9 protein-coding genes are annotated in these 23,867 nt (G+C 56.8%); 7 read left to right on the top strand and 2 right to left on the bottom strand.

Translation table 11 applies throughout. The features are described 5' to 3' along the window. Nucleotides 1-150: 150 nt before the first annotated feature. The 4 genes from ACIGDJ_RS13105 to ACIGDJ_RS13090 all read left to right on the top strand — a co-directional run bounded on the left by ACIGDJ_RS13105 (nucleotide 151) and on the right by ACIGDJ_RS13090 (nucleotide 3,826). Entirely contained in the window at nucleotides 151-639 is a 489-nt protein-coding gene (locus ACIGDJ_RS13105) for a DUF3015 domain-containing protein (RefSeq protein ID WP_007909797.1), read from the top strand. Nucleotides 640-831: 192 nt separating this feature from the next. Beyond that, entirely contained in the window at nucleotides 832-2,685 is a 1,854-nt protein-coding gene (locus tag ACIGDJ_RS13100; protein ID WP_397479918.1) for a DUF4105 domain-containing protein, read from the top strand. A gap of 220 nt (nucleotides 2,686-2,905) precedes the next feature. Next, nucleotides 2,906-3,262, top strand: a complete 357-nt coding sequence (locus tag ACIGDJ_RS13095; protein ID WP_313005457.1) for a hypothetical protein — start codon at nucleotides 2,906-2,908, stop codon at nucleotides 3,260-3,262. Nucleotides 3,263-3,331: 69 nt separating this feature from the next. Beyond that, nucleotides 3,332-3,826, top strand: a complete 495-nt coding sequence (locus ACIGDJ_RS13090) for a GreA/GreB family elongation factor (protein ID WP_101158789.1) — start codon at nucleotides 3,332-3,334, stop codon at nucleotides 3,824-3,826. Here the strand turns inward: ACIGDJ_RS13090 and gdhA are convergent. Together gdhA and ettA are read right to left on the bottom strand one after the other, a co-directional pair. After that, nucleotides 3,823-5,160 (bottom strand): NADP-specific glutamate dehydrogenase, encoded by a 1,338-nt coding sequence (gene gdhA, locus ACIGDJ_RS13085; protein ID WP_397479919.1) that lies wholly within the window; start codon nucleotides 5,158-5,160, stop codon nucleotides 3,823-3,825. The genes ACIGDJ_RS13090 and gdhA overlap by 4 nt on opposite strands. Nucleotides 5,161-5,508: 348 nt before the next feature. Beyond that, nucleotides 5,509-7,200: an energy-dependent translational throttle protein EttA gene (ettA, locus tag ACIGDJ_RS13080; protein ID WP_397479920.1), complete on the bottom strand. Its 1,692-nt coding sequence runs from the start codon at nucleotides 7,198-7,200 to the stop codon at nucleotides 5,509-5,511. 1,103 nt (nucleotides 7,201-8,303) lie between these two features. Here ettA and ACIGDJ_RS13075 point away from each other — a divergent pair. The 3 genes from ACIGDJ_RS13075 (at nucleotide 8,304) to ACIGDJ_RS13065 (ending at nucleotide 23,683) form a co-directional block, all read left to right on the top strand. Then, on the top strand, nucleotides 8,304-15,770 hold the full coding sequence (locus tag ACIGDJ_RS13075) for a neuraminidase-like domain-containing protein (RefSeq protein ID WP_397479921.1): 7,467 nt from the start codon (nucleotides 8,304-8,306) through the stop codon (nucleotides 15,768-15,770). A 307-nt stretch (nucleotides 15,771-16,077) separates the two neighbouring features. After that, nucleotides 16,078-20,715, top strand: coding sequence for a SpvB/TcaC N-terminal domain-containing protein (locus ACIGDJ_RS13070; protein ID WP_397479922.1), 4,638 nt, complete (start codon nucleotides 16,078-16,080; stop codon nucleotides 20,713-20,715). Between the two features lie 124 nt (nucleotides 20,716-20,839). After that, on the top strand, nucleotides 20,840-23,683 hold the full coding sequence (locus ACIGDJ_RS13065) for an RHS repeat-associated core domain-containing protein (protein WP_397479923.1): 2,844 nt from the start codon (nucleotides 20,840-20,842) through the stop codon (nucleotides 23,681-23,683). Nucleotides 23,684-23,867 lie beyond the last annotated feature (184 nt).

The raw sequence follows: 23,867 nt of genomic DNA, 5'->3' as shown, positions 1-23,867 counted from the left end.
AAAAGTCACGGAACCGCTGGAACGTGCCTAAACTCCAAACTGCGCGGCTGGAACTAATACCGGCCCACTGACACTTTCGGCGTTGTCCTCGGGCAGAGCGCGAAAGGCCAGAACCCTGTCCATTGGTATGCACATAAAGAGAACAAAGCTATGAAACGGATTCTTCTCGGTACTCTCTTCACCGCTGTATCCATCAACGCAATGGCGCAAGCTCCAGGCGGCCCGGATTGCGGTTGGGGCAACATGCTGTTCGAAGGTCAGCGTGGCACCCCGGCGCACTTCCTTGCTTCCACCACCAACGGCACTTCCGGTAACGCTACCTTCGGTATGACTTCCGGTACCAACGGTTGCTCGACCAACGCGTCGCTGACCTACGGCGGTAAATCCTGGTTCGCCATGAATGGCATGATGAACGAGCTGTCCGAAGACATGGCCAAAGGCAACGGCGAAGCGCTGACCACCTATGCCGTGGTACTGGGCGTGGCACCAGAAGATCGCGCGCACTTTGCCGCTGTCACTCACGAGCACTTCCAGCAGATCTTCAGCAAGGCTGACGTGACCGCTGAAGACGTGCATACCAACACCCTGGCGGTACTGAAGTCGGACCCACGTCTGGCCAAGTACGCCACTCAGGCTTAAGCTCGACCCCACCCGCTTCCTTCGGGGAGCGGGTTTTTATTTTTTGCCAAATGACGCGTTGCAGGAGCTGACGAGTGCAACGAGGCTGCGATCTTTTGATCTTCAAAAGCAAAGATCGCAGCCTCGTTGCACTCGTCAGCTCCTACAGTTCGATGGTATTGAATTTTTTCTTTTCGACTTAAGTTGCCGACTATGCTCAAACGCCTTGCCTGGCTGGCGCTCTGTGTCTGCGCCCCGCTGTCCGCCGCGCCTCACATCGATCCTCAACGTTTGCAGCAACTGGCCAACGACCGCTTCTGGATTTCCCTCGGTCACTACGAAACCGCCAAGCTCGGCGGTTGGCGCAGCTATGTCAGCGACAGGAAGTTTTTTCTCGCGCCCGACGGCAACGAACATCCGGACCGCGAACTCGCGGCCACCGTGCAGGCACTGTATGCGCCAGCCAGCCTTGGCGAGCAACACGCACAATGCGTTTACCCGGCGCGCACGCGCTGGCTGAAAGCCCAGCTCAACCTCAACGATCTGCCGACGCCGGAATGTGCCGAATACAAAAAGTGGTTCAAGGACGTCTCGCCGCACAGCGCAGTGATGATTTTCCCGGCCGCCTACCTCAACAGCCCTTCGTCAATGTTCGGCCACACCCTGTTGCGCATTGATCAGGCCGATGTACAGGCCGACAAGACCTCGCTGCTCAGCTACGCGATCAACTTCGGCGCCTATATCGAAGGCTCTGACAACAGCATTCTTTACGCCTGGAAAGGCCTGATGGGCGGCTACCCGGGGCTGTTCGCGCTGGTGCCCTATCAGGAAAAACTCTCCGAATACCGCAGCCTGGAAAACCGCGACCTGTGGGAATACCGGTTGAACCTGACGCAGGAAGAAACCGCACGCATGGTCGAGCATGTGTGGGAGCTCAAGCAGATCCAGTTCGACTATTTCTTCTTTGACGAAAACTGCTCCTATCGCTTGCTGGAACTGCTGCAAGTGGCGCGGCCAAGCCTGCGCCTGACCGAACAATTCCCACTGACCGCGATCCCGACTGACACCGTCAAAGCGGTGAAAGAGGCCGGGCTGGTCGAGCACATCGAATACCGCCCGTCCCGCGAGCGCGAATTGCTCAGCCGCGCCGAGCCGCTGAGCGATGACGAACAGCAATGGGTGCTGAAAGTCAGCGCCGATCAAAAGGTATTGCAAGAGCCGACATTCAAGGCGCTGCCCCGTGACCGTCAGGCGCTGATCGTCGATGCGGCCTATCGTCTGGAGCGCTACCGCGCCAACGGCCAGGAACGCGATCCGCAACGGGCGCAGCGCAGTTTCGAACTGCTGCGGGCGATCAACAAGAACCCGGCGCCGGAGCTGGAAATTCCGCAACCGGGCCTGCCCGAAGACGGTCACGAATCGCGCACCTGGCAGGCCGGCCTCGGCACGCGCGGCGATCGCGCCTTCGGTGAATATGGCCTGCGCATGGCCTATCACGACCTCAACGACAACGCCGAAAGCTTCCCCCTCGGCGCGCAGATCGAGATCCTGCAACTGAAGTTGCGCCAGTACGAAGGCAACGACTGGCAATTGCAGCAACTGGATCTGGCGACCATTCGCTCGCTGACACCGCGCAACGAGCTGCTGCAGCCGTTGTCGTGGCAAGTCACCGGTGGCCTCGAGCGCGTCCCGGGCAAGCATGACGACGAAACGCTGGTCAGCCACGTCAACGGTGGCGGCGGCGGGACGTGGCAGCTGGGCGAAGACGTGCTCGGCTTTGCCCTCGGCACGGTGCGCGTGGAACACAATAACGACTTCGCCGAGTTCGTCTCCCCGGCCGGCGGTTTCAATACCGGGGTGCTGTGGAAAAATCCACTGGGCAATCTGAGCCTGGAGGCCAAGGGCGATTACTTCTTCAACGGTGAAGTACGCCGCAGCCTGAGCCTGAACCAGCAATGGGAGCTGTCACGCAACCTGGGTCTGCGTCTGAGTGCTCAGCGCGAATTCAGCCAGCTCGCCAGCCCTGAAACAGAACTCATGCTTGAAGTGAAGTGGTATCACTACTGATCCGCAGCCCTGCAAAAATCCTCTGTGGGAGCGGGCTTGCTCGCGAAAGCGGTCGGCCCGTCGATATTCGACTCGCCTGACACGACGCCTTCGCGAGCAAGCCCGCTCCCACAGTCGGATCTGTGGTCTGCAACGAATTACTCACACGCCTTTCACCGTCACCTGACGAATTCCCTTCTAGACTTTCCTCATGAGCCGAAAACCGGCGTGGGAGAGTGCAATGTGGCGGTGTGCGGGTGTGCTGGGCGTGTTGCTGGTGCTTGGCGGTTGCCAGACCACCCATGAAGATCTGATCGCCAAGGGTTACCCACCGGCGTTCGCCGACGGGTTCGATGACGGTTGCGTCAGCGGCCGGCAAGCCGCCGGTTCGATCAGCGGCGAATTTCGCAAGAACGTGCCGCGCTATCTCAAGGATCAGCAATACGCCGATGGCTGGGTCGACGGCTTCCGTCAATGTCAGGCGATGCTGGAAAACAAGAGCCGCGAAGACTATCGCAACGAACATTGGGACGAACGCGAGCGCGCCTGGCAGCAACAAAAGGATCAGGACACCGGGCGGGCCTATCGCTCGCAATAGGTCGCTTGCAGACATCCGTTGAAACCAAATGCCGGCGAGCATGGCCCAAATCCTTTAGAGGAGGACTTCATGAGTCGTGCATTCGTCAACGAAGACAACGCCGCCGCGCAGGCCGATCAGCCGGTCGAGCGCCAGGTGAGCACACAGCCCAATTACGTGACGCCGCAGGGCCTGGCGCAGTTGCAGGCGAAAGTCACCGAGCTGCAAGCCCGGCACGCCGAGCAAACGGCCAAAGGCGAGCAAGCCGACAAGCAACGGCTGGCGGATCTGCAACGCGATCTGCGTTATTTCACCCAACGCCTCAGCAGCGCCCAGGTGGCTGTTGCCGCGACCTCCACCGATAAGGTGCAGATCGGCAGCTGGGTCACTTATGCCGACGAGCACGACACCGAACACCGCGTGCAACTGGTCGGCGAGGACCAGGCCGACGCCAGTCAGGGCCTGATCAACTGGGCCTCACCGCTGGGCCGGGCCTTGCTCGGCGCCCGGCTCAACGATGAAGTGTTGTGGCAGCGGCCTGCAGGCGATCAACTGATTGAAGTGATCCGCATCGAACCGGCTTAAACCACGCCTTGCGCCAGCATCGCATCGGCGACTTTGACGAAGCCGGCAATGTTCGCGCCCTTGACGTAGTTGACCTGACCGTTGTCTTCGCCGTAATGCACGCAGGCGTGGTGAATCGACTGCATGATCGCGTGCAGCTTGCTGTCGACCTCGCCCGCCGTCCATAAGAGGCGCATGGCGTTCTGCGACATCTCCAGACCACTCACGGCCACGCCGCCGGCATTCGAAGCTTTGCCCGGCGCAAATAGAATGCCCGCCTCGATAAAGATATCCACTGCCTCCAGCGTGGTCGGCATGTTCGCGCCTTCGGCCACACAGACGCAGCCATTGCCCAGCAGCGTGCGCGCGGCTTCGGCGTCGAGTTCGTTCTGCGTCGCGCAGGGCAGCGCGATGTCGCACGGCAGCGACCATGGATGCTGCCCAGCGCGGAATTCCAGACCATGGGCGCTTGCCAACTCGCTGATGCGCCCGCGTTTGACGTTCTTCAGCTCCAACAGCGCCAGCCACTGTTCTTCGCTCAAGCCTGCTTCGCAATACAGCGTGCCCTCGGAGTCAGACAGAGAAATCACCTTGCCGCCCAGATCCATGACCTTGCGTGCCGCGTATTGCGCAACGTTACCGGAACCGGAAATCACCACCCGTTTGCCTTCCACGGTCTGGCCACGACGCTTGAGCATTTCTTCAGCGAAATACACGCAACCAAAACCCGTGGCCTGCGGGCGAATCAGACTGCCGCCGTAGGTCATGCCCTTGCCGGTGAGCACGCTAGTGAACTGATTGCTCAGGCGCTTGTACTGGCCAAAGAGGAAACCGATCTCTCGCGCACCGACACCGATATCACCGGCCGGCACGTCAACATCGGCGCCGATGTGGCGGTACAACTCGCTCATGAACGCCTGGCAGAAACGCATGACTTCGGCGTCGCTCTTGCCTTTCGGATCAAAGTCCGAGCCGCCCTTCCCGCCGCCCATTGGCAGGGAGGTCAGCGAGTTCTTGAAGGTCTGTTCGAAGGCGAGGAATTTCAGCACACCGAGGTTCACTGACGGATGAAAACGCAAGCCGCCCTTGTACGGGCCGATGGCGCTGTTCATCTGGATGCGGAAACCGCGATTGACCTGGACCTTGCCCTGATCGTCGACCCATGAGACCCGGAACACCACAGCGCGCTCCGGCTCGCAAATGCGCTCGAGGATTCCTGAACTCAGATAGTGCGGATTGGCTTCAAGAAACGGCCACAGACTGCGCAGGACTTCTTCGACAGCCTGGTGAAATTCGGGCTGATCCGGGTCGCGTTTTTTCAAGCGTGCGAGAAAGGATTCGACGGATTCGATCATGGGCAAAGTCTCGGCAAATTTATTATCGTTGGAGGAGATTGGGCCGGACTGTAACAAACGAGTTGCGCACAGGAACAGAGCAAAATGTCGCAGTTATGAAATTAAATGGTGCACAGGATATAAATCAGGACCTTTTTTGAGCTGTACTTGCACCTGAACAGGGATGACATATCCGAGCCATGCACCAATAGTTACATCGCCTTCGCGAGCAAGCCCCCTCCCACAGGGAAATGCATTTCAAGTGTGGGCGCGGGCTTGCTCGCGAAAGGTGCGCGTCGGTCCCCCTGAAAAAACCCGGACAAAAAAAACGGAGCCCGAAGGCTCCGCTTTTTCTGCAACTAACCCGGATCAGGCCAGTTTCTTGTGACGAACCCGGTGTGGCTGGGCCGCTGCTTCGCCAAGACGCTTTTTGCGATCGGCTTCGTACTCTGTGTAGTTGCCTTCGAAGAACACCGCTTGCGAGTCGTCTTCGTACGCCAGGATGTGCGTGGCGACACGGTCAAGGAACCACCGATCGTGAGAGATCACAATCGCCGCGCCCGGGAAGTCCAGCAGCGCTTCTTCCAGCGAACGCAGGGTTTCCACGTCGAGGTCGTTGGACGGTTCGTCGAGCAGCAGGACGTTGCCGCCCTCCTTCAGGGTCAGTGCCAGGTGCAGTCGACCGCGCTCACCGCCGGACAAGTCCTTGACGAACTTCTGCTGATCGCCACCCTTGAAGTTGAAGCGGCCGACGTAAGTGCGCGACGGAATCTCGTAGTTGCCGATGCGGATCTGGTCGGATCCGTCGGAGATCTGCTGGAACACGGTCTTGCTGCCGTCCAGGTCTTCACGGCTCTGGTCGACGCAAGCCAATTGCACGGTTTCGCCGACTTCGATGGAGCCGGAATCCGGGGTTTCCTTGCCCATCAGCATGCGGAACAGGGTTGACTTACCGGCACCGTTACCACCGATCACGCCGACGATGGCGCCCTTTGGCATCGAGAACGACAGGTTGTCGATCAGCACGCGATCGCCGTAGCCCTTGGTGACGTTCTTGAATTCGATGACCTTGTCGCCCAAGCGCGGACCGGCCGGGATGTAGATCTCGTTGGTTTCGCTGCGCTTCTGGAATTCCTGCGATTGCATCTCTTCGAAGCGTTGCAGACGAGCCTTGGATTTCGACTGGCGGGCCTTGGCGCCTTTGCGCACCCACTCCAGTTCTTCTTTCATCGCTTTTTCATGAGCCGACTGCTGCTTGGATTCCTGGGCCAGACGATCGGACTTGGCTTCGAGCCAGCCCGAATAGTTGCCCTCATAAGGAATGCCCGCGCCGCGGTCGAGTTCCAGAATCCAGCCGGCGACGTTGTCGAGGAAGTAGCGGTCGTGTGTGATCGCAACCACGGTGCCCGTGAAGTCATGGAGGAAATGCTCCAGCCACGCCACCGAATCGGCATCCAGGTGGTTGGTCGGTTCGTCGAGCAGCAGCATGTCCGGAGCGGAGAGCAGCAGACGGCACAGGGCGACACGACGTTTTTCACCACCGGACAGGTGTTCTATTTTTGCGTCCCAGGCCGGCAGACGCAGCGCATCGGCGGCGACTTCCAGTTGACGCTCAAGGTTGTGGCCGTCACTGGCCTGCAGGATCGCTTCGAGCTTGGCCTGTTCAGCGGCGAGCTTGTCGAAATCGGCGTCCGGGTCAGCGTAAGCGGCATAGACCTCGTCCAGACGCGCTTGCGCATCCTTGACCACGCTGACCGCTTCCTCGACCACTTCACGTACGGTCTTGGCAGGATCGAGCTGCGGCTCTTGCGGCAGGTAACCGATGTTCAGGTCTTGCATCGGACGTGCTTCACCTTCGAACTCGGTGTCGACGCCGGCCATGATTTTCAGCAGCGTGGATTTACCCGAGCCGTTGAGGCCGAGCACGCCGATCTTGGCGCCGGGGAAGAAGGACAGCGAAATGTTTTTGAGAATTTCCCGTTTCGGCGGAACAACCTTGCCCAGCCGATGCATGGTGAAGACGTAAGAACCTGTCTGTCCGTGCTTGTCACCTTTTGCCATTTTTAAAAACACCTATAAGTCAGATATTGTCGGGCGTTGCAGTGCTTTTCAGCACGCCATACAGAATGAATAGAGTTTCAGACCGGCTAAATTCGATTCGTTACTATACTTGAAAAAGTCAAGTTCTGGAGGCGGATCGTGGGCCATCCCTGGCTCCGCAATTCAAACTCCGCGAGCGCGTACTGGAAAAGCACTCCAGACCTTGTCTACACCTACCGAGCCTTCTAAAAGGGGCAGCCTGAAGCAAAGAACCATGCTTTTCTGCTGGTATCTCATCGACGCAATGATGGTAGCCCCCTCGCACCCGAGTTGGCACATGTTCAGCCACATGTGTTGCGCCACGATGCCGTCTTCACGCTCCTCGGGAGCCTGCACGAGGAGTTGGAAACACTTGCTCCCGAGGACAGCACGACAGAGGCTCAACAACCTGCATCCAGCCCCCCCACAGTCCGATGATGTGCCGGAAATATCTGGCGGCATATCACCGAGCGACAGTCAGCAGCATCAAATACCCAGCGAAAGCTGAACTTACAACTTGCGGTGCATTTTCACAGATCGAACAGGGTGATGAGTTCCTGATATGCGCATTATATGACCGGGCACTCAGCCGAAAGCGGCGATTTAACTAGTATCCAACAAGCACACTAACTTCTCCACTTCTTTCTCCCGCCTTGATGCATACCCAATAAAACATATCCCCAGCAGTGCGCAACGACAATACATACAACCTTATACCCGATGCATGTTTATTTATTTTTTGAGTAGCCCGTCTGAAGAACTCACACTTCCTTACGATCAAAACATGGCGCACGTCCGAAACCAGAGTGTAAGTTCGCAAACATCAAAACCGTCGCCCCACAGCGAATACAACAACTTCGCACAGTGTTTTTTTTGTATTTGAAAGAGGAGATATGATAGTGAACTCGACCACTCTAAATAATTAAGCACTCCGGCAGCCCCGCAGAAACCCTAGTAACAATCAGACAGGCTAGTGGGAATCAAGACTTTCTTTGCTCAACTTTCCTGCTGCCCTTAATGCCGTAGTGCGCTGCATCAAGTATTGATCCAGCCACCGTCAAGTAACTACTCTAAAGGATAATTCTATGAGCCTTAACACCGTTACGCGAGTAAAGCTGTTGTCTCAGCGCGCGGAACTGGAGACTCTTGTCGAGCACACACAAGACTCCCCAGAAACTTTTCGTCAGCAGTTTTCGAACGAACTGCTTTCCAGTGAAGCCGATGAACTTTACCAGGCCGCCTGGGATGCGCGAGACACCGCAATAGTGCACGAAAAATGCCTGCTGACTCGATCGTCGCCATTGCTCCAAAATGCGGTAGCTCTCGGAGTGAAGACCCCACAGGGCGCGTTGCGCGACTACGAAGACCAGTTTGGCAACCGTGCCAGCCGCTATACATCACCCGGTTCGGTGTCTTCGATGTTCTCCCCTGCTGCGTATCTGACCACTCTCTATCGCAACGCTCGCAGGCTGTACCCAGACCAGTCGCCCTATCATATTGACTTCCGCCGCCCGGACCTGAAGGAATTGGCGCTGAGCCAGCACAACATGAACAAGGTGGTGCCGGCGCTGTCGTTGTCTAACGAAGTGCTGATGGCCCATGCCCGCGAGGCCCTGTCCGAGGATAGCGACAGTGCCGTGTTAGATCACTTATCTACCTGGCGCCTGAGCAGCGGAACGCCGTATCACCACGCCTACTCCCGCCTGCGCCAGTGTCGGACACTCAAGGATGAAAAATTTGAGCAGTTGAACGCCAACCCGCAGGTGGCCGGGCTATTTTCTGGCCCGTCATCGGTAGGTATGGCGTTTGATATTTCACCAGAGCTGTACGCCATCCTGACGGAGGAAGTGACAAAGGAAAATGCGGAGGCGCTGTACGCAAAAAACTTTGGTGACCAGTTGCCAGAGGTAATGTTGGAGCCCGAGAACCTGCGCCGCTTTTATGGCCTGAGCGATGACGAAATTCGGTTGTTTCTCGATACAGCCAGCAGCGACTATGTTAACAACCTGCTGGAAGTCAGACTAGGTAACACCTTTTACCGTCTGGAGTGTCAGAGTGTGAGTCCCGACATTAACTTCGCCAGATTGTACCCGCAGGGAGATGGCAGTTATAAATTTCTGGTAAATAGAAAAAAAACAGGGGGCTCGTCACTCACTTGGCTTGAAGCTCAGGTAAGCGGTAAATCCATAGATGCGACAACTCGCACCCTCCCTCACTTGCAAGCTGGAGTGACGTACGAAGTAATCATTTCGCCAGATAAATTGGACTTGGGAAGGTTTGCATTTAATCTCCGCTTCACAAGTACGATCGGCGGCCATTCCGGCTTTATTGATAATGCATGGTACACCATCGATGTTGTATCTCCCGCCACCTATGCATTGAAGTTAAACAAGGCCGTTCGCCTGTGGCGAGCTACAGGCATTCATCCGCAGGCGCTACAGAATGTTGTCAACAGCGTAAACTCCAACAACATTACCGATGAAACGCTGCAACTACTAGTTCAAGTCCAGCGCTGTGTACAGCGTTATGGGATTAAGCCGGACGAAGCACTGAGCCTATGCGGTGGCCGGCTGTCCCTGTCCTCCCATGACGGCGCGCTCAGCCAATTCGACCAGCTATTTAATAATCCGCCAATCGGTGACACGGCGTTCGCCCCCTCTGGACTTCGGCTGAACCTGTCACCCTCTAACACTCAGAACCTAGTTGAAAAAGCCACGTTGAAGCGAGCGCTGCAGGTCGATGCCGCTGGGCTATTCGTACTGTTGGGCATTTATGACAAGGATAACAGCGATGGCGTTATCGAATTAAACCTGCAGAATCTGTCCCGGATGTATTCGCTCAGCCGTTGGGCAAAGTTGCATGCGCTGAGTGTTTGCGAGCTGGGGCGGTTGCTGCAGTTTGCAGGTGCGCCAAGGCTTTTCGAGGCGAACTCAGAGCTCTGGATGTCTTGGTTACAGAGTGTTGACGCCTTGACGAGGTGGCTTAAAGCCCAGCAGTGGGCTGTGGCTGACCTGGGATTAATGCTCGATACTCCGCTCAATGAAAAGACGCCCGGCATCGTTAGCTTATTTGACGCGCTTAAAGAAGAAGCAACGAAAAAACCAGATGCTCTTGCTGAGGAGAAAGTGGCGCTGTTGGCGCCCCACGTCGCCGCTGCGTTTCAACTGCCGTCGGCAGACATCGCGGTTACTTTACTGGAGTGGGGGGACGGGCTGAAATCAGGAGGAATGGGGATTGCTGAGGTTTGGGCTGCCCTGAGTTCGAGCGAGCCCGAAATCCCCGAAACGGCCTTCGCTTTTATCCATGGCCTTCCCCAGTTGGCACTGATTTATCACGCTTCGGGCATCAGCCCACAAGCCTTTGCGCTGTTCGTGGCGACGCCTGAGCGGCTCCAGGGTGGCAGTGCCGTGGTGCTGCCACGCACCTTGAGCACCTTACAAGGGTTCTGCGGTTTTTCAACCTGGTTAAAAGGCCTGGGCGATGCCGCTACCCCCGTGCTCACGGCTTTTTTAGCTGACACCTTGGCGCCCGCCAAACTAGTAGATGCACTGAAATCAGACACCACAACGTTGGCGCAGGCTGCCGCGCAAGCGGTGAAGCATGGACAGGTGAGCAGTGCTACCAAGCTCGGCAACTGGGCAGAGCTGGACGCTGTACGTCAGTGGGTCGCGCTGAGCTCTGCCTTTGGTGTCACTCCGGTGAATATCAGCAACTGGATTGAACTGGAATATGCGCCGAATACAAAGGCAACTTGGGCAGAATGGGGCCTCGTCGCCGACGCGTTCGCGGCCGGCTTGAAGCCAGGCGAGACAGCGAGCGTTGAGCTTGCCCTTTCATCCTCTCTAAGCACCGCCCTGAGTGGGGTTCTGCTGAGTCCGGGTGGAAACCACTACGTGACACACGGTTCCCGCGAAGATCTCTACCAGTACCTGCTATGCGACAACCTGAATGGTCCGCAGGTGAGTACCTCCAGGATTGCTGAGGCCATTGTGAGCTTGCAAACCTTTATCCAGCGCACCTTGAGCTCGCCGGAGGGCGCGGTGGAAAAGTCCGAGCTCACCTCGCAGTTTTTCACAGACTGGGAGCGTTATAACCAGCGTTACAGCACTTGGGCCGGGACTGCGAAGCTTCTCTACTATCCGGAAAATTATATTGACCCAACCGTACGCCTGGGTCAGACCGAAATGATGGGGGAGATGCTACAGACGCTTGGCCAATCCCAACTGAACACCGATACGATTGGGGATGCGTTTCACACTTACTTGAACGGATTTGAGGAAGTCGCCAATCTTCGAGTTATCAGCGGCTATCACGATAACCTGAACGTTAACGAAGGCAAGAGTTACTTCATCGGCACCAACCAGAGCGAACCAAGAGACTTTTACTGGCGCAGTGCCGACGAGGGCAGACGCAGCGAGGAAGGGCAACTAGCGGCTAACGCATGGACCGACTGGCGCGAAGTGGGTTGCGCCCCACAACCGTGGGGAGACTGCATTCGCCCGGTAATATACAAGTCGCGCCTCTATCTCTGCTGGCTCGAACAACAGGATGTCACTCCGCCGAAAGAAAACGGCGACCCGGGCGAAAGTAAAAAATACCGCTACACGGTGAAGATGGCCTACCTGCGTTACGATGGCAACTGGAGTACACCGAACGCCATTGACGTCACAGCACAAATAAACGATTTGGAGTTGGGAGATGAACGCCCAGGCTTGTACTGCAGTAGTTTCCAGTCGGAGACGACGATGCCCGTACTGCTGTATAAAAAGCAGCCGAGCTATGCCGCCAACCAACCGGTGAAAGGACACCTGTTGTATATCTATGAAGACATGAGCTTTGCCCATCAATCTTATTTAACTACGCAGACGTTTGTTGAGTACATGAAGCATGAGTTGGACACCCCAGCGAAAGTTGTGATGAATAACACTTATGCTCAAGGTTTACAGGTGGATAGCGTACTGCGCGACAGGACGGGCACTAGTCTTACCTTTAACGTAACCGGGGAAGCTAGCAATATTGTTGTTGATGGAGGCGCAAGCGGCGATGCGAATGCGACCATTTCTTTGCTTCCTCAGCTTAACGTATCAGTCAATATAGTTGAAGATAGATTACGTGCATTGATCTCTGCCGTCCCCGAAATACGGAGCGCACATGAGTTTTACTTTTGTAAAGGCGTTTCACAATACGTGGCCATCGGCAGGACCAATGGATTTTTCTATGTTATTGCGAAAGGACATTACGGCAATCTTGGAAGAATGGGTGTCCGCTTTGCCGGATTCAGTAACGCCATCCTAATTGATAAGGAGCGAGAGTATCACTATCAAGATTTAAAGATTGGCGTATATAAAGATCCACACCCTCAACTGGATATTCCGCCAGGGAGTCAACATGACCTTAGCATTCAAGTTTTCGTCTCCGGGGGGGGGTACAATGTTCTTTTGGTCGACACAACGACAGGCGGAAACTTACCCAACCCTTTACTGCCTATCCCTGCAGCAAGCGTGAGCATTGAATTTTTTGACGGAACGACAAGGACTCCTTTTTTGGCAAGTCAACATGTAGAGACGCTGCCCTCGTTTGACCCCGACAATGAAATGCACTACTCCTTTAAACCATTAACCAACATCCCGGTGAAGAAAGATTGGGGTGGCCGAAATGAACTGTTGATCGATGTATTTTTCAAAGTGGGCGGCGTGGATTTCGCCAAATACACTCTGCGCCTGTATCGCTCCGTCATAAATGCACAGAATGTCATCCGCCTGGGAACTACCACTGAAAACGCCCAATACATGGAAGTTGGGCCTTACCGCACCCGACTGAACACGCTGTTTGCGCGCCAGCTGGTTGAGCGGGCCTCTGCGGGTATCGACACTATTCTCAGTTATGAGACGCAGAATATTCAGGAACCGAAGTTGGGTCATGGCTTTTACACCACTCTGACCCTGCCCAAATATAATCCTGCCGTGCATGGGAATGAGCCATGGGTAAAAATCTATTACACCTATTTCTTCACCGCCGCAGATACCTATCCTGTCTGGAGCGGCAACCTCAGCCTTGATGCATTCACTCAGGTAACCTTATTTGTACCCCGCCCTGCAAATGGCTGGGCGCAAAGCACTAATGCACATTTGCAAGTTTCTTATAAAAATGACACTAACCCCGCGTTGGGTGGACACTCCGTTATGTTCCACTATGACGTGACTAATCACTCCGCAACTGCGCGTAGACCTGGAACCCTTGCACTTTCAAAGGACATCGTTGAAAGCGTGACCGTTCAAAATACGGTGCCAATGGACTTTGGCGGTGCCAATGCACTCTATTTCTGGGAACTGTTCTACTACACCCCGATGATGATGGCCCAGCGCCTTCTGCAGGAGCAGCAATTTACCCTGGCTGAGCAATGGCTGCGCTATGTCTGGAGCCCGTCTGGTTACGTGGTGCGCGGCAACCAAGAGGATCGTTTTTGGAATGTCCGCCCGTTGCAGGAAGACACTGGCTGGAACGACTCCCCGCTCAAAGCGCTGGACCCGGATGCCGTGGCGCAAAACGACCCGATGCACTACAAAGTGGCCACCTTCATGCGCGGCCTGGACTTGCTGATTGCCCGCGGCGATACCGCGTACCGAAAATTGGAGCGCGACTCCCTGGCGGAGGCGAAGGTGTGGTACAGCCAGGCACTGAATCTGTTGGGCGAGCAGTCATACATCGAGGATGATCTCGAATGGACCGAGCCTACTCTGGGGGATGCGAGCTCGGATGCCGCCGCCGCTCGTCACTTGGCCGTGCTGTGTCTGTTATGCGAGGGCAAAACCCGGGAACTGAAGGCAATGACATCGCCGAAAGTGGCCGGTGCAATCGAATTCCTGCCAGAAGCTAACGAGGTGATGCAGGGGTACTGGCTGACGCTTCGCCAGCGCATGTTCAACCTTCGACACAACCTGACTCTGGACGGTCAGCCACTACTGCTTCCGCTCTTCGCCAAGCCGGCCGATCCCAAAGCACTACTGAACGCTGCGGTGGCGGCTGAGAGTGGTGCCGGTGCAGGCCTCGCCCCGGTCGACCTTCCACTGTGGCGCTTTGAGCCGATGCTGGACAGCGCGCGCGGGCTGGTGAGCCAACTCATCCAGTTTGGCAACTCCGTACAGAATGTACTTGAACGCAAGGATGCGGAGTCGCTCACCGCCCTCCTGCAAAATCAGGGGTTCGAGCTGATGGCCAGCAGCATTCGCCTGCAGGAGGGTGTTCAGCAAGAGCTTGAGGCCGAAAAATCAATCCTGTCGCAGGCTTTAGCCAGCGCCCAGCAACGGCTTACCAGTTACACCCGCCTGTACGATGAAAACATCAACGCTCGCGAGCGTTCCGCTATGGACGCGTTAACAGCATCCCAGTCCATCGCAGCAGGAGCTAAAATTGCCCATATGTCAGCCGCGGCAGCTGATCTTGTGCCGAACATTTTTGGCTTTGCTGCCGGGGGCAGTAAGTATGGTGGCGTGGCCAACGCAGTAGGGATTGGTATCACTTTAGCGGCGGATGCCGCATCGATAGCCGGTACGCGCATTATGCAGGAGGAGGCTTACCGGCGCCGGCGCGAAGAGTGGGAAATCCAGCGCAACAATGCACAGGGCGAAGTCCTTCAGGTTGAGGCTCAATTGACAGCACTCGATGTGCGTCGTGAGTCCGCGCAGCTGCAAACAAACTACTTGAAAACGCAGCAGGGTCAGTTGCGGGCCGGACTGGATTTCCTGCAAAACAAGTTCAGCAACGTAGCACTCTATAGCTGGATGCGCGGCCGACTCGCCTCCATTTACTTTCAATTCTACGATTTGGCCGCCTCTCGTTGCCTGATGGCTGAGCGGGCCTGGCAGTGGGCAAGTGGTGAGAGTCGGACCTTTATTCGGGGCGGCGGCTGGCAAGGCACTTGGGCGGGGTTGACCTGTGGCGAAGGGCTGATGCTGAACCTGGCGCAACTTGAGGCCGCCCACATGAAGGGCGCCCGACGGGCGTTGGAAGTCACCCGCACCGTGTCGCTGGCAGAGCTCTACCGCAGTGACAAGTTGGCCGAAGTGGATCGATTCGAGCTGGCCAGCGCCGTATCAGCAATGATTGGCGGGGATAAAACCGAAGCGGGCAGTGTCGCAAACGGCATTCGCCTGGAGAACGGTGAACTGATTGCAACAGTGACACTGGCAGACCTGGAAATAGCTGGAGACTACCCGGAACAGTTGGGAGCTCAGCGGCGCATCAAACAGGTCAGCGTATCGCTCCCGGCACTACTGGGGCCGTACCAGGATATTCAGGCGGTGATGAACTACACCGGCGGGCAACAACCGCTGCCGCCAGGTTGTGAGCAAATGGCTATATCCCAAGGGATAAAAGATAGCGGGATGTTCACACCTGACTTTAACGACAGTCGCTGGCTGCCGTTTGAGGGGGCAAATGTTGCCGAAGGCAGTCTGGCACTGCGCTTCCCGCAGGCGAAGGGCAAGCAAGAGGATGTGCTGAAAACACTCAGCGACATCATCCTGCACGTCAACTACACCATCCTTCCTTAAAACAGCACCTGACTGGACTCGCCCTTCAAGGGCGGGTCCTTTGGAGAGTTTTTATGCGCGCGCCAGTTTTCACAGAATGCAACTCGTCGACAATCCGTCGGTACGACCCTCGAGTGACTGCCCCACCCCGAGCAATTCATCACGGGATTAATAATAGTCACCCATTCCATGTCATTGCCCCTGAGCACAAGACTGAACAAAAAGTTTATGCATCGTCCTTCCTCTCGCACAGGAATCACGTTGTCTTCGCCACGCAGCAACTGATCGACCTGCCTGACATCAGCCATCGACGTAAGGGAGGTTCGCTATGAACGTTCAGCAGCCACCGCTGATGCAAATCAACGCCCCCGCCCTGCCCAAGGGCGGCGGCGCAATCCAAAGCATTGGCAAGGGCTGGGGAGGCGTAGGCACCAGCGGTGCGGCGTCGCTGACGTTGCCTTTGCCGATTTCCCCTGGACGCGGCTTTGCGCCCGAGCTGAGCCTGGGCTACAGCAGCGATGTGGGCAACAGCCCGTTCGGGATTGGCTGGAGGATGACGGCCGATGCCATCACTCTGCGCACCACCAAGGGTGTGCCGACCTACGACGGCAATGACCAGGTGGTCGGCCCTGGCGGTGATGTGTGGATGCCCGAGCGGGGAAGCGACGGCGAGCCGATCTGCAGAACCGCAACTACCTACAACGGCGTGCCTCTGGATGCCGAGCACTCGGTGGTGCGTCATTGGCCGAGGGTCGAGGGCGAGTTCGCCTTGATCGAGCATTGGTCCACCGCGACCGACCCCGCAGGGTTCTGGTTGATCCACGGTGCCGATGGCAGTTTGCACAGTTACGGAACAACCAGAAACTCGCGCCAGGTCGACCCGAATGCGGACACGCATGTCGGCGTGTGGATGATTGACGAAAGCCTTAACACGCGAGGCGAGCACATCGTCTACGAGTACAAGGCCGAAATAGAGGCCCCCACGCCGCCGCAGTTGCGCGATTACCGCGCTCAGCGCTACCTCAAACGCGTGTGCTACGGCAATGAAAAGGCCCATCCGCATTTGTATTCATGGGTCGCCGATAGCTGGCAAGAGCAACACTGGCATTTTCACTTGGTGTTCGATTACGGCGAGCGCAGCACGGAGCTTGAGACCGCGCCCACCTTCGATGAAACGCAAGCGTGGTCCGAGCGCAGCGACCCGTTCTGGAACTACGCCTACGGTTTCGAACTGGGCACCCGGCGCCTGTGCCAGCAAGTGTTGATGTTTCATCACTTTGTCAAAGAGCTGGGAGCAACACCGGTACTGGTCCAGCGACTGCTGCTGGAACACCGGTCAAGCCCGCTGGGCTACAGTCACCTGACGGCCGCTCACGCCCAGGCCTATGACAGTCTGGGTCAGGTCGAGCACCGACCGCCGATGGAATTCAGTTACAACGCGTGCGAACTCGACCCGCAGCATCAGGGTTGGACCCGATTCCCGGACATGCCAGGGCTAAACGACGGTCAGCAATACCAGATGGTGGACCTGTACGGCGAAGGTATGCCAGGGATGCTGTGCCGTTATGACCAGGCCTGGTACTACCGCGAACCGTTGCGCAGCGCGGCAGGAGGGGATGAGGTCGGTTACAGCGACTGGAAACGGCTGGAGCATCTTCCCGTCGCCGACAGCAGTAAGCCAACTTACCAGTCGCTCACCGATTTGACCGGCGACGGTAAGCTTGACTGGGTGATCGCCCAGCCGGGAATGAGCGGCTTTTTCACTCTGGACCCGGACCGCAACTGGTCCAGCTTCGTGACTTTCGATGCCTTCCCCAGCGAGTTCTTCCACCCCATGGCGCGCATGGCCGACCTGGTTGGTGACGGTCTGAACGACATGGCGCTGATCGGCACCCGCAGCGTGCGCCTGTACGCCAACCGCCGCGAGGCTGGGTTCGCCAACGGCATTGAGGTGCCTCATCTGGATAAAACGGCCGCGGAGGATAACGATGACCTGCCGCTGCTGAGCAACACGCCGACCGAACTGGTGGCTTTTGCCGATCTGCTCGGCAGTGGGCAACAGCATCTGGTGCGGATCCGTCACAACGAAGTCAAATGCTGGCCGAACCTGGGTCGTGGGCGTTTTGGCAGGGGTTTTGTGTTGTGTGCATTGCCGTTTGATCACGCCGAATTCAATGCCTCACAGGTACTCCTGGCCGATCTCGACGGCTCGGGCGCGGCTGATCTGATTTATCTGGAATCCGATCGCCTTCGGGTGTTCATGAACCATGCCGGTAATGGTTACGAGCAGACATCTATCGACCTGTCCTGGCCCGAAGGCGTGCACTACGACCGGTTCTGCGAGGTCAGCACCGCCGACCTGCAAGGGTTGGGCTGCTCCAGCCTGATTGTGACGGTGCCCCACATGGCACCACAGCACTGGCGCTACGACTTCGTCAAGGCCAAGCCCTATCTGGTTAATGGAACCTGCAACAATATGGGTTCCAGCAGCAGCGTGACCTACCGCAGTTCGGCCCAGGAATGGCTTGACGAGAAGCAGGAGCAGATCGAGGTCGGAGTGGAAAACCCCGTGTCCCGACTGCCGTTCGCCATGCACCTGGTAAGCCAGCAAACCCAACTCGATGAGATCACTGGCAACCGGCTGACTCAGGGCTTTACCTACCGAGGCGGTTATTACGATCGCTTCGAGCGAGAGTTCCGCGGCTTTGGCCTGCTGATGCAGACTGACACCGAGGCGACACCGGTTGAGCGCGCGAGCGCGGGTTTCACCGCACCGATCCTGAGCAAGACCTGGTTTCATACAGGTGAGGCCATCGACGCGTCGAGGGACGGTTACTACGCTCGCGATCGGTTGGCTGTTCCTCTGAAGCCCACGTTGCTGGAGCACTACGATTTCAGTGATCGCACAGCGCGAGCACTCGCCGAACCTGACGAAGACACCGCCCGTGAAATCGCCCGCAGCCTGAGCGGTCGGGTAATGCGCTCGGAGGTTTATGCAGCGGACGATGTTCCGGCCACTGCCGTGCCCTACGAGGTACAGGAAAACCGCTACGTAGTACGGGTGTTGCGCCTCAAAGGTGACCATCAGCCTTACGCGGTACTCCAGCCCATGGACCTGGAGTCAATCAGTTACCAATATGAGCCGCACATCGACGATGACCCGCTCTGCGAGCACAGCCTCAACCTGCAATGGGATGAATACGGCAGCGTCGTCCACGCGATGACCGTGAACTACGCTCGACGTAAAAACCTCGCCGATACGCCGCCGTCCTTCAGCGATGAGTATCAGAAAGCCTGGTGGGAGGACGCCCATGACCCTGCTCAACAATGTTGGTACCTGACGCAAACCAAGGCCCTGCATATCCACCATCTGGATGTTGAGGAAAAAGAACCGGACCTGGAGGCTTGGCACCTGGGCTTGCCTTACCAGCAGCGCAGCAACGCCCTGGTGCTGGAAAAGAACCAACTGAACCCCGACGCGATCAATCACGAGAACGTCCTCGAATGGAGCAAGGACGATGGCGAGTGGGCGAAGCAATCGGTGCTGAGCAGTCTGTCTTTGCAGCACTACATGGACCCTGTCAGCGGTCAGACACTGGCGCAGGGCAAAGCGACTTTCGAAGGTTTACCCGCCCATGTGGAAATGGCGGAGCTGGATGAGGTCGCCCTGAGTGCTTACGACACGCTCAAGGACAAGGAGGGCAATATGCCCTTCAACCTGAAAGAAAAGCTCGAATCGCCCGAGGTCGGTTACCGGATCATGAAGCGGTTCCTGCCCGAGGTGGAAAACGAAGCGGCTCCGGACTCCGTGGATGCGAAAGACTATTTGTGGTCCGTACACCGGGGTTTCCCCACTTACCATGGGCTGGACGGCTTTTATAACGTCGAAACGTACAAGGAGACCCAAAATCAGGGTGAAACCCGGCTGACCTACGACGAGTACGGGTGCCTGACCACCGCTGTCACCCTGCCGGATGGTTGTACCACCCAAATCCTTGACATCGATTACCGGTCGTTTCTGCCGGCGGCCATCGAGGATGCCAATCGTAATATTCAGGAAGCTCGTTACAGCGCGTTCGGCGAACCGTTGGTAACCAGTTTCTACGGCACAGAACAGGGAGAGCCGGTGGGTTTCCACTCCCTTCGTGTCTACTTGCCCCCGGATGACCGCAACCCCGCTACCGCCATTGCCGATCCGAAAGCCGCCATCGGTCATTTCGCCAGCGCCAGTTTCTGGGACACCTTCTGCTGGATGGGCCGGATCTCCCAGACCTCGCCGCCGACCCAGGAGTGGACCACATGGGCCAGACGCGAAGGATTTATCCTGCCCAGTGGACACCTCTGCGCCAGAGCCCGGCAGCATATCTGCGACCTGGAGAATCTCGGCCCGAACGAGCGGATCCTGAAGGAGCACATCGACGCATCACACCGTGAGCCCGTTCACGCCGTCACGCTATTGGCCGACCGCTACCCCGGCGATGCCGAGATGCAGGTGCGGGTGAGCATCGCGTACCTCGACGGTTTCGGCCGGGTGCTGCAAACCAAGGTGGAGGTCGAACCGGGCAAGGCCTGGCGGGTCGATGCGAAGGGTTATCTGATTCTCAATCCCGACGGCACGCCGCAAGAGGATGAAGTGCCACGCCGCTGGTGGGTAAGCGAGCCGGTCGAGCACAACAACAAGGGCGAAAAGGTACGTATCTATCGGCCGTACTTTGCCGATGGCTGGGGCTACATCAATGATCAATCGATGCGCAAGCACGCCTGTCACGACCAGCAGTTTTACGACGCGGCAGGCCGCCCGACCGAGACCGTGCTGGCGAAAAAAATGCTGCAAGGCGACCTGCCAGAGTTGAAGCCGCTGCGCCGAGAGATGTGGTACTGGATCTGGTGCAACGTGGCCTTCGATGAAAATGATCTGTTTGAGCCGCCGTCCACGCAACAGAAAACGGGCAGGACATTCCATTGAAAACAGACATTTATTCACAGACCCCACAGCTGGTGGTTATCAACCACCGCGCCTTGCCGGTACGTCAGGTGACGCACTGCCGGCGGGACGTCAGCGAGCTTAACCGATTATTGGAGAGCACCTCATGAGTCCGACTATTCATCGTCATACTCCAACAGTGGCAGCCGTTGACGCTCGACGCCTGCCCGTGAGAGCCATTGCCTACTACCATCGCACCTTGTCCAAGAACCCTGCGCAGGCGCGAGTGAACCGACAAGCCTATGACGGCGCTGGCCGTGTTATCGCACAGTGGGATCCCCGACTTTGGGCCTTGGCGGAGACCGATGCAACGGTGCCGGCAAACCAGACTTCTGTGTACAGCTTGTCGGGCGAAATCTTGGCCAGCACCAGTGTCGACGCCGGGTGGCGGGTCAACCTGCCGACGGAGTCGGGCCGATCGCTGGGAAGTTGGGACAGTCGAGGCAGTCAGTCACGTTTTGAGTATGACGCCCTGTTGCGCCCGGTGGCGACGTTTGAGCAAGCCGCGGGCGAGAGCGAGCGCTGCGCGGAACGCTTGAGTTATGCCGACGCCAGTCCTGCGGCTGCGGCGAGTAATCTATGCGGCCAGTTGATCCGCCACGACGATCCTGCGGGCAGCCACAGAGTGCATGAAGCGAGCCTGAGTGGCGGCATCTTGCAGCAATCGCGACGTTTTTTATCCCAGGACACCTTACCGGACTGGCCGCAGGCGGAGAGTCAGCGAGATGAGCTGTTGGAGCCGGGTGGGGGCGCGGTGACGTGTCAGCAATACAGCGCGCTGGGGGACCCTCTTCAGCAGACCGATGCCAAGGGCCATCGGCAGCGTTTTGCTTATACCTCGGCCGGTCAATTGCACGGTACGTGGCTGCTACTCGCGGGCCAGGCTGAGTCGGATGAGCAAGTGCTGCTGTCGGCGATTCGCTACAACGCCTTCAACCAGGTCGAGACGGAAACCGCCGGCAACGGGGTGGTCACCACCACCCGCTACTCGCCTGTCGATGGTCGATTGGAGCACCTGCTCGCCCGTAAGGCCGACGGCACGTGCCTGCAGGACCTGACCTATACCTATGACCCGGTGGGCAATATCCTGAGTATTCGGGATGACGCTCAGTTGGTGCGTCACTTCAAAAACCAACGGATTGAGCCCGTCAGTACCTACTGCTATGACACCCTGTACCAGCTCATCGAAGCCACCGGTCGAGAGTCTGCCGCGGTGGCTCAGGGCATTGGTCTACCGAAGTTACAACCGACGTCGGATCCCAATCAGTTCACTAACTACACCCAGACCTTCAGCTACGACGCAGGCGGTAACCTGACCACCCAGCGCCATGTCGGTGCACAGTCTTATACCCGTGAGATGCAGGTGGCGGCTCACAGCAACCGTAGCGTGGTAAAAGACGAGGGCGACCTGGCCACGGCCTTCGACGCCAACGGCAATCTGCAACAGTTGCAACCGGGACAGGCGCTCAAATGGGACCTGCGCAATCAACTGCGCCAGGTGACTCCGGTGGAGCGGGCCGAGGCGGCCAACGACGACGAAGTGTATGTCTATGATGGCGGCGGCCAGCGGCTGCGGAAAATCCGCAGCACCCAGGCCCGGAGTGTGACGCACCGGGCCGAGGTGCGCTATCTGCCAGGCCTGGAGTTACGCACCAATACCGCCACCGGTGAAACCCTGCAAGTGATCAGTGTTTCTGCGGGGCGCAGCGGGGTTCGTGTACTGCACTGGGAGCCGGACCAAGGCCCGCCGGAGGGTATGGACAATAACCAATTGCGGTACAGTTTAAGCGACCATCTGGGTAGCTCCACTCTGGAGCTGGATCAGCAGGCCCGGCTGATCAGCCAGGAAGGTTTCTACCCGTATGGCGGTACCGCCTGGTGGACTGGGCGCAATGCCACCGAGGCCAGCTACAAGACCATTCGTTACTCAGGCAAGGAACGTGATGCCACTGGGTTGTATTACTATGGATTTCGCTATTACGCGCCGTGGTTGAATCGCTGGATCAATCCGGATCCGGCAGGAGACATTGATGGACTGAACTTGTATCGGATGGTCCGAAACAACCCAGTGACATTGAAAGATGCAATGGGTCTATCGCCAGATGATGAGGTTTATCACAAATACGAAGCTATAAAAAAAACGAGCATAATACTGTACGAAACCAGACAAGAAGCAGCTCAGTTTCTATACTCCAAAAAAGGCACCATCACATATGGTATTTTCGCTGCCGTAGTCAGGGAAGTCGCAGCTGATATTGGCGGCATAGCTGGAGGTATGATTGGCACACTCGCGGCTCCGGGGCCAGGAACTGTGGCCGGAGGTCTTATCGGAAAGGAAGGAACCAAAAAAATCATCCCCCCTTACAATCTCGTTCCAGACACTGCCATGTCAAAAAAAATAGAAGCAGCATCACAGTCAACTTCCCAAAAAATCAGTAGCTTCTTGACGCACACCTTTAGTGTGAAGAATCTAGTCACAACCTTTACAGAAAAAGGTGCTGATAAAGCTCTGAATTATGGTCTGGGATTTGGGGTGGAAGCCGCTGCAAGTACCGCGATGCCTGTATCAGTTCCATTCATGGGTATTTCCAAAGGAATAAAAGAATTAAATCATGCAAAAAAAATCACAAAGCAAGATTTTATCCAAGAATTAATTTTAGCCATTGACTCTGCGGAAGCTTCAATTGAAAAAATTAATAGCGATATGAGTGAAGGCTTTAAGACGCATGGAAGACAGTTTAATTATCCTGGAGATCCTTTCAATGTTAATAAATGGTCAGGGCCAAGTACCACTCGAGAGTTTGGAGTTCGAGTCAAGGATGGCGTCCATACAAAAACGTGGATAAGACAATCACGATATGAGCATTATTACGCCAAAGCCAAAACCGAGCTGGCAGGACTGAAAGCGCTCGTGAATACTCACTCGAAAGGCTTCACTTACAAGCTTTAAGATAAACAGCGCCGTTGAGGGGAGGGTCTAGATATCCAGACGCTTCTGATGTCCTCGCTGTTTGATGTGTAAAAACACCCACCGCTACTGCGAGCAACCAAGTGCTGCAGGATGCGAGCCTGAATGGCGGCATCTTGCAGCATTCGTAACGCTTTTTATCTCGGTACTGAAACCGTCGGTAACG

This window comes from Pseudomonas sp. NPDC079367, from assembly GCF_044542195.1.
GTDB lineage: Bacteria > Pseudomonadota > Gammaproteobacteria > Pseudomonadales > Pseudomonadaceae > Aquipseudomonas.
Note: the sequence above shows the minus strand (reverse complement) of the source record. Positions and strands in the feature narration are given on the sequence as shown.

Bases quoted from the DNA above. Each gene is read 5' to 3' on its own strand.
- ACIGDJ_RS13105 (WP_007909797.1), top strand. From the start codon at position 151: ATGAAACGGATTCTTCTCGGTACTCTCTTCACCGCTGTATCCATCAAC.
- ACIGDJ_RS13065 (WP_397479923.1), top strand. From the start codon at position 20,840: ATGAGTCCGACTATTCATCGTCATACTCCAACAGTGGCAGCCGTTGAC.
- ACIGDJ_RS13095 (WP_313005457.1), top strand. From the start codon at position 2,906: ATGTGGCGGTGTGCGGGTGTGCTGGGCGTGTTGCTGGTGCTTGGCGGT.
- ACIGDJ_RS13075 (WP_397479921.1), top strand. From the start codon at position 8,304: ATGAGCCTTAACACCGTTACGCGAGTAAAGCTGTTGTCTCAGCGCGCG.
- ACIGDJ_RS13100 (WP_397479918.1), top strand. From the start codon at position 832: ATGCTCAAACGCCTTGCCTGGCTGGCGCTCTGTGTCTGCGCCCCGCTG.
- ACIGDJ_RS13070 (WP_397479922.1), top strand. From the start codon at position 16,078: ATGAACGTTCAGCAGCCACCGCTGATGCAAATCAACGCCCCCGCCCTG.
- gdhA (WP_397479919.1), bottom strand. From the start codon at position 5,160: ATGATCGAATCCGTCGAATCCTTTCTCGCACGCTTGAAAAAACGCGAC.
- ACIGDJ_RS13090 (WP_101158789.1), top strand. From the start codon at position 3,332: ATGAGTCGTGCATTCGTCAACGAAGACAACGCCGCCGCGCAGGCCGAT.
- ettA (WP_397479920.1), bottom strand. From the start codon at position 7,200: ATGGCAAAAGGTGACAAGCACGGACAGACAGGTTCTTACGTCTTCACC.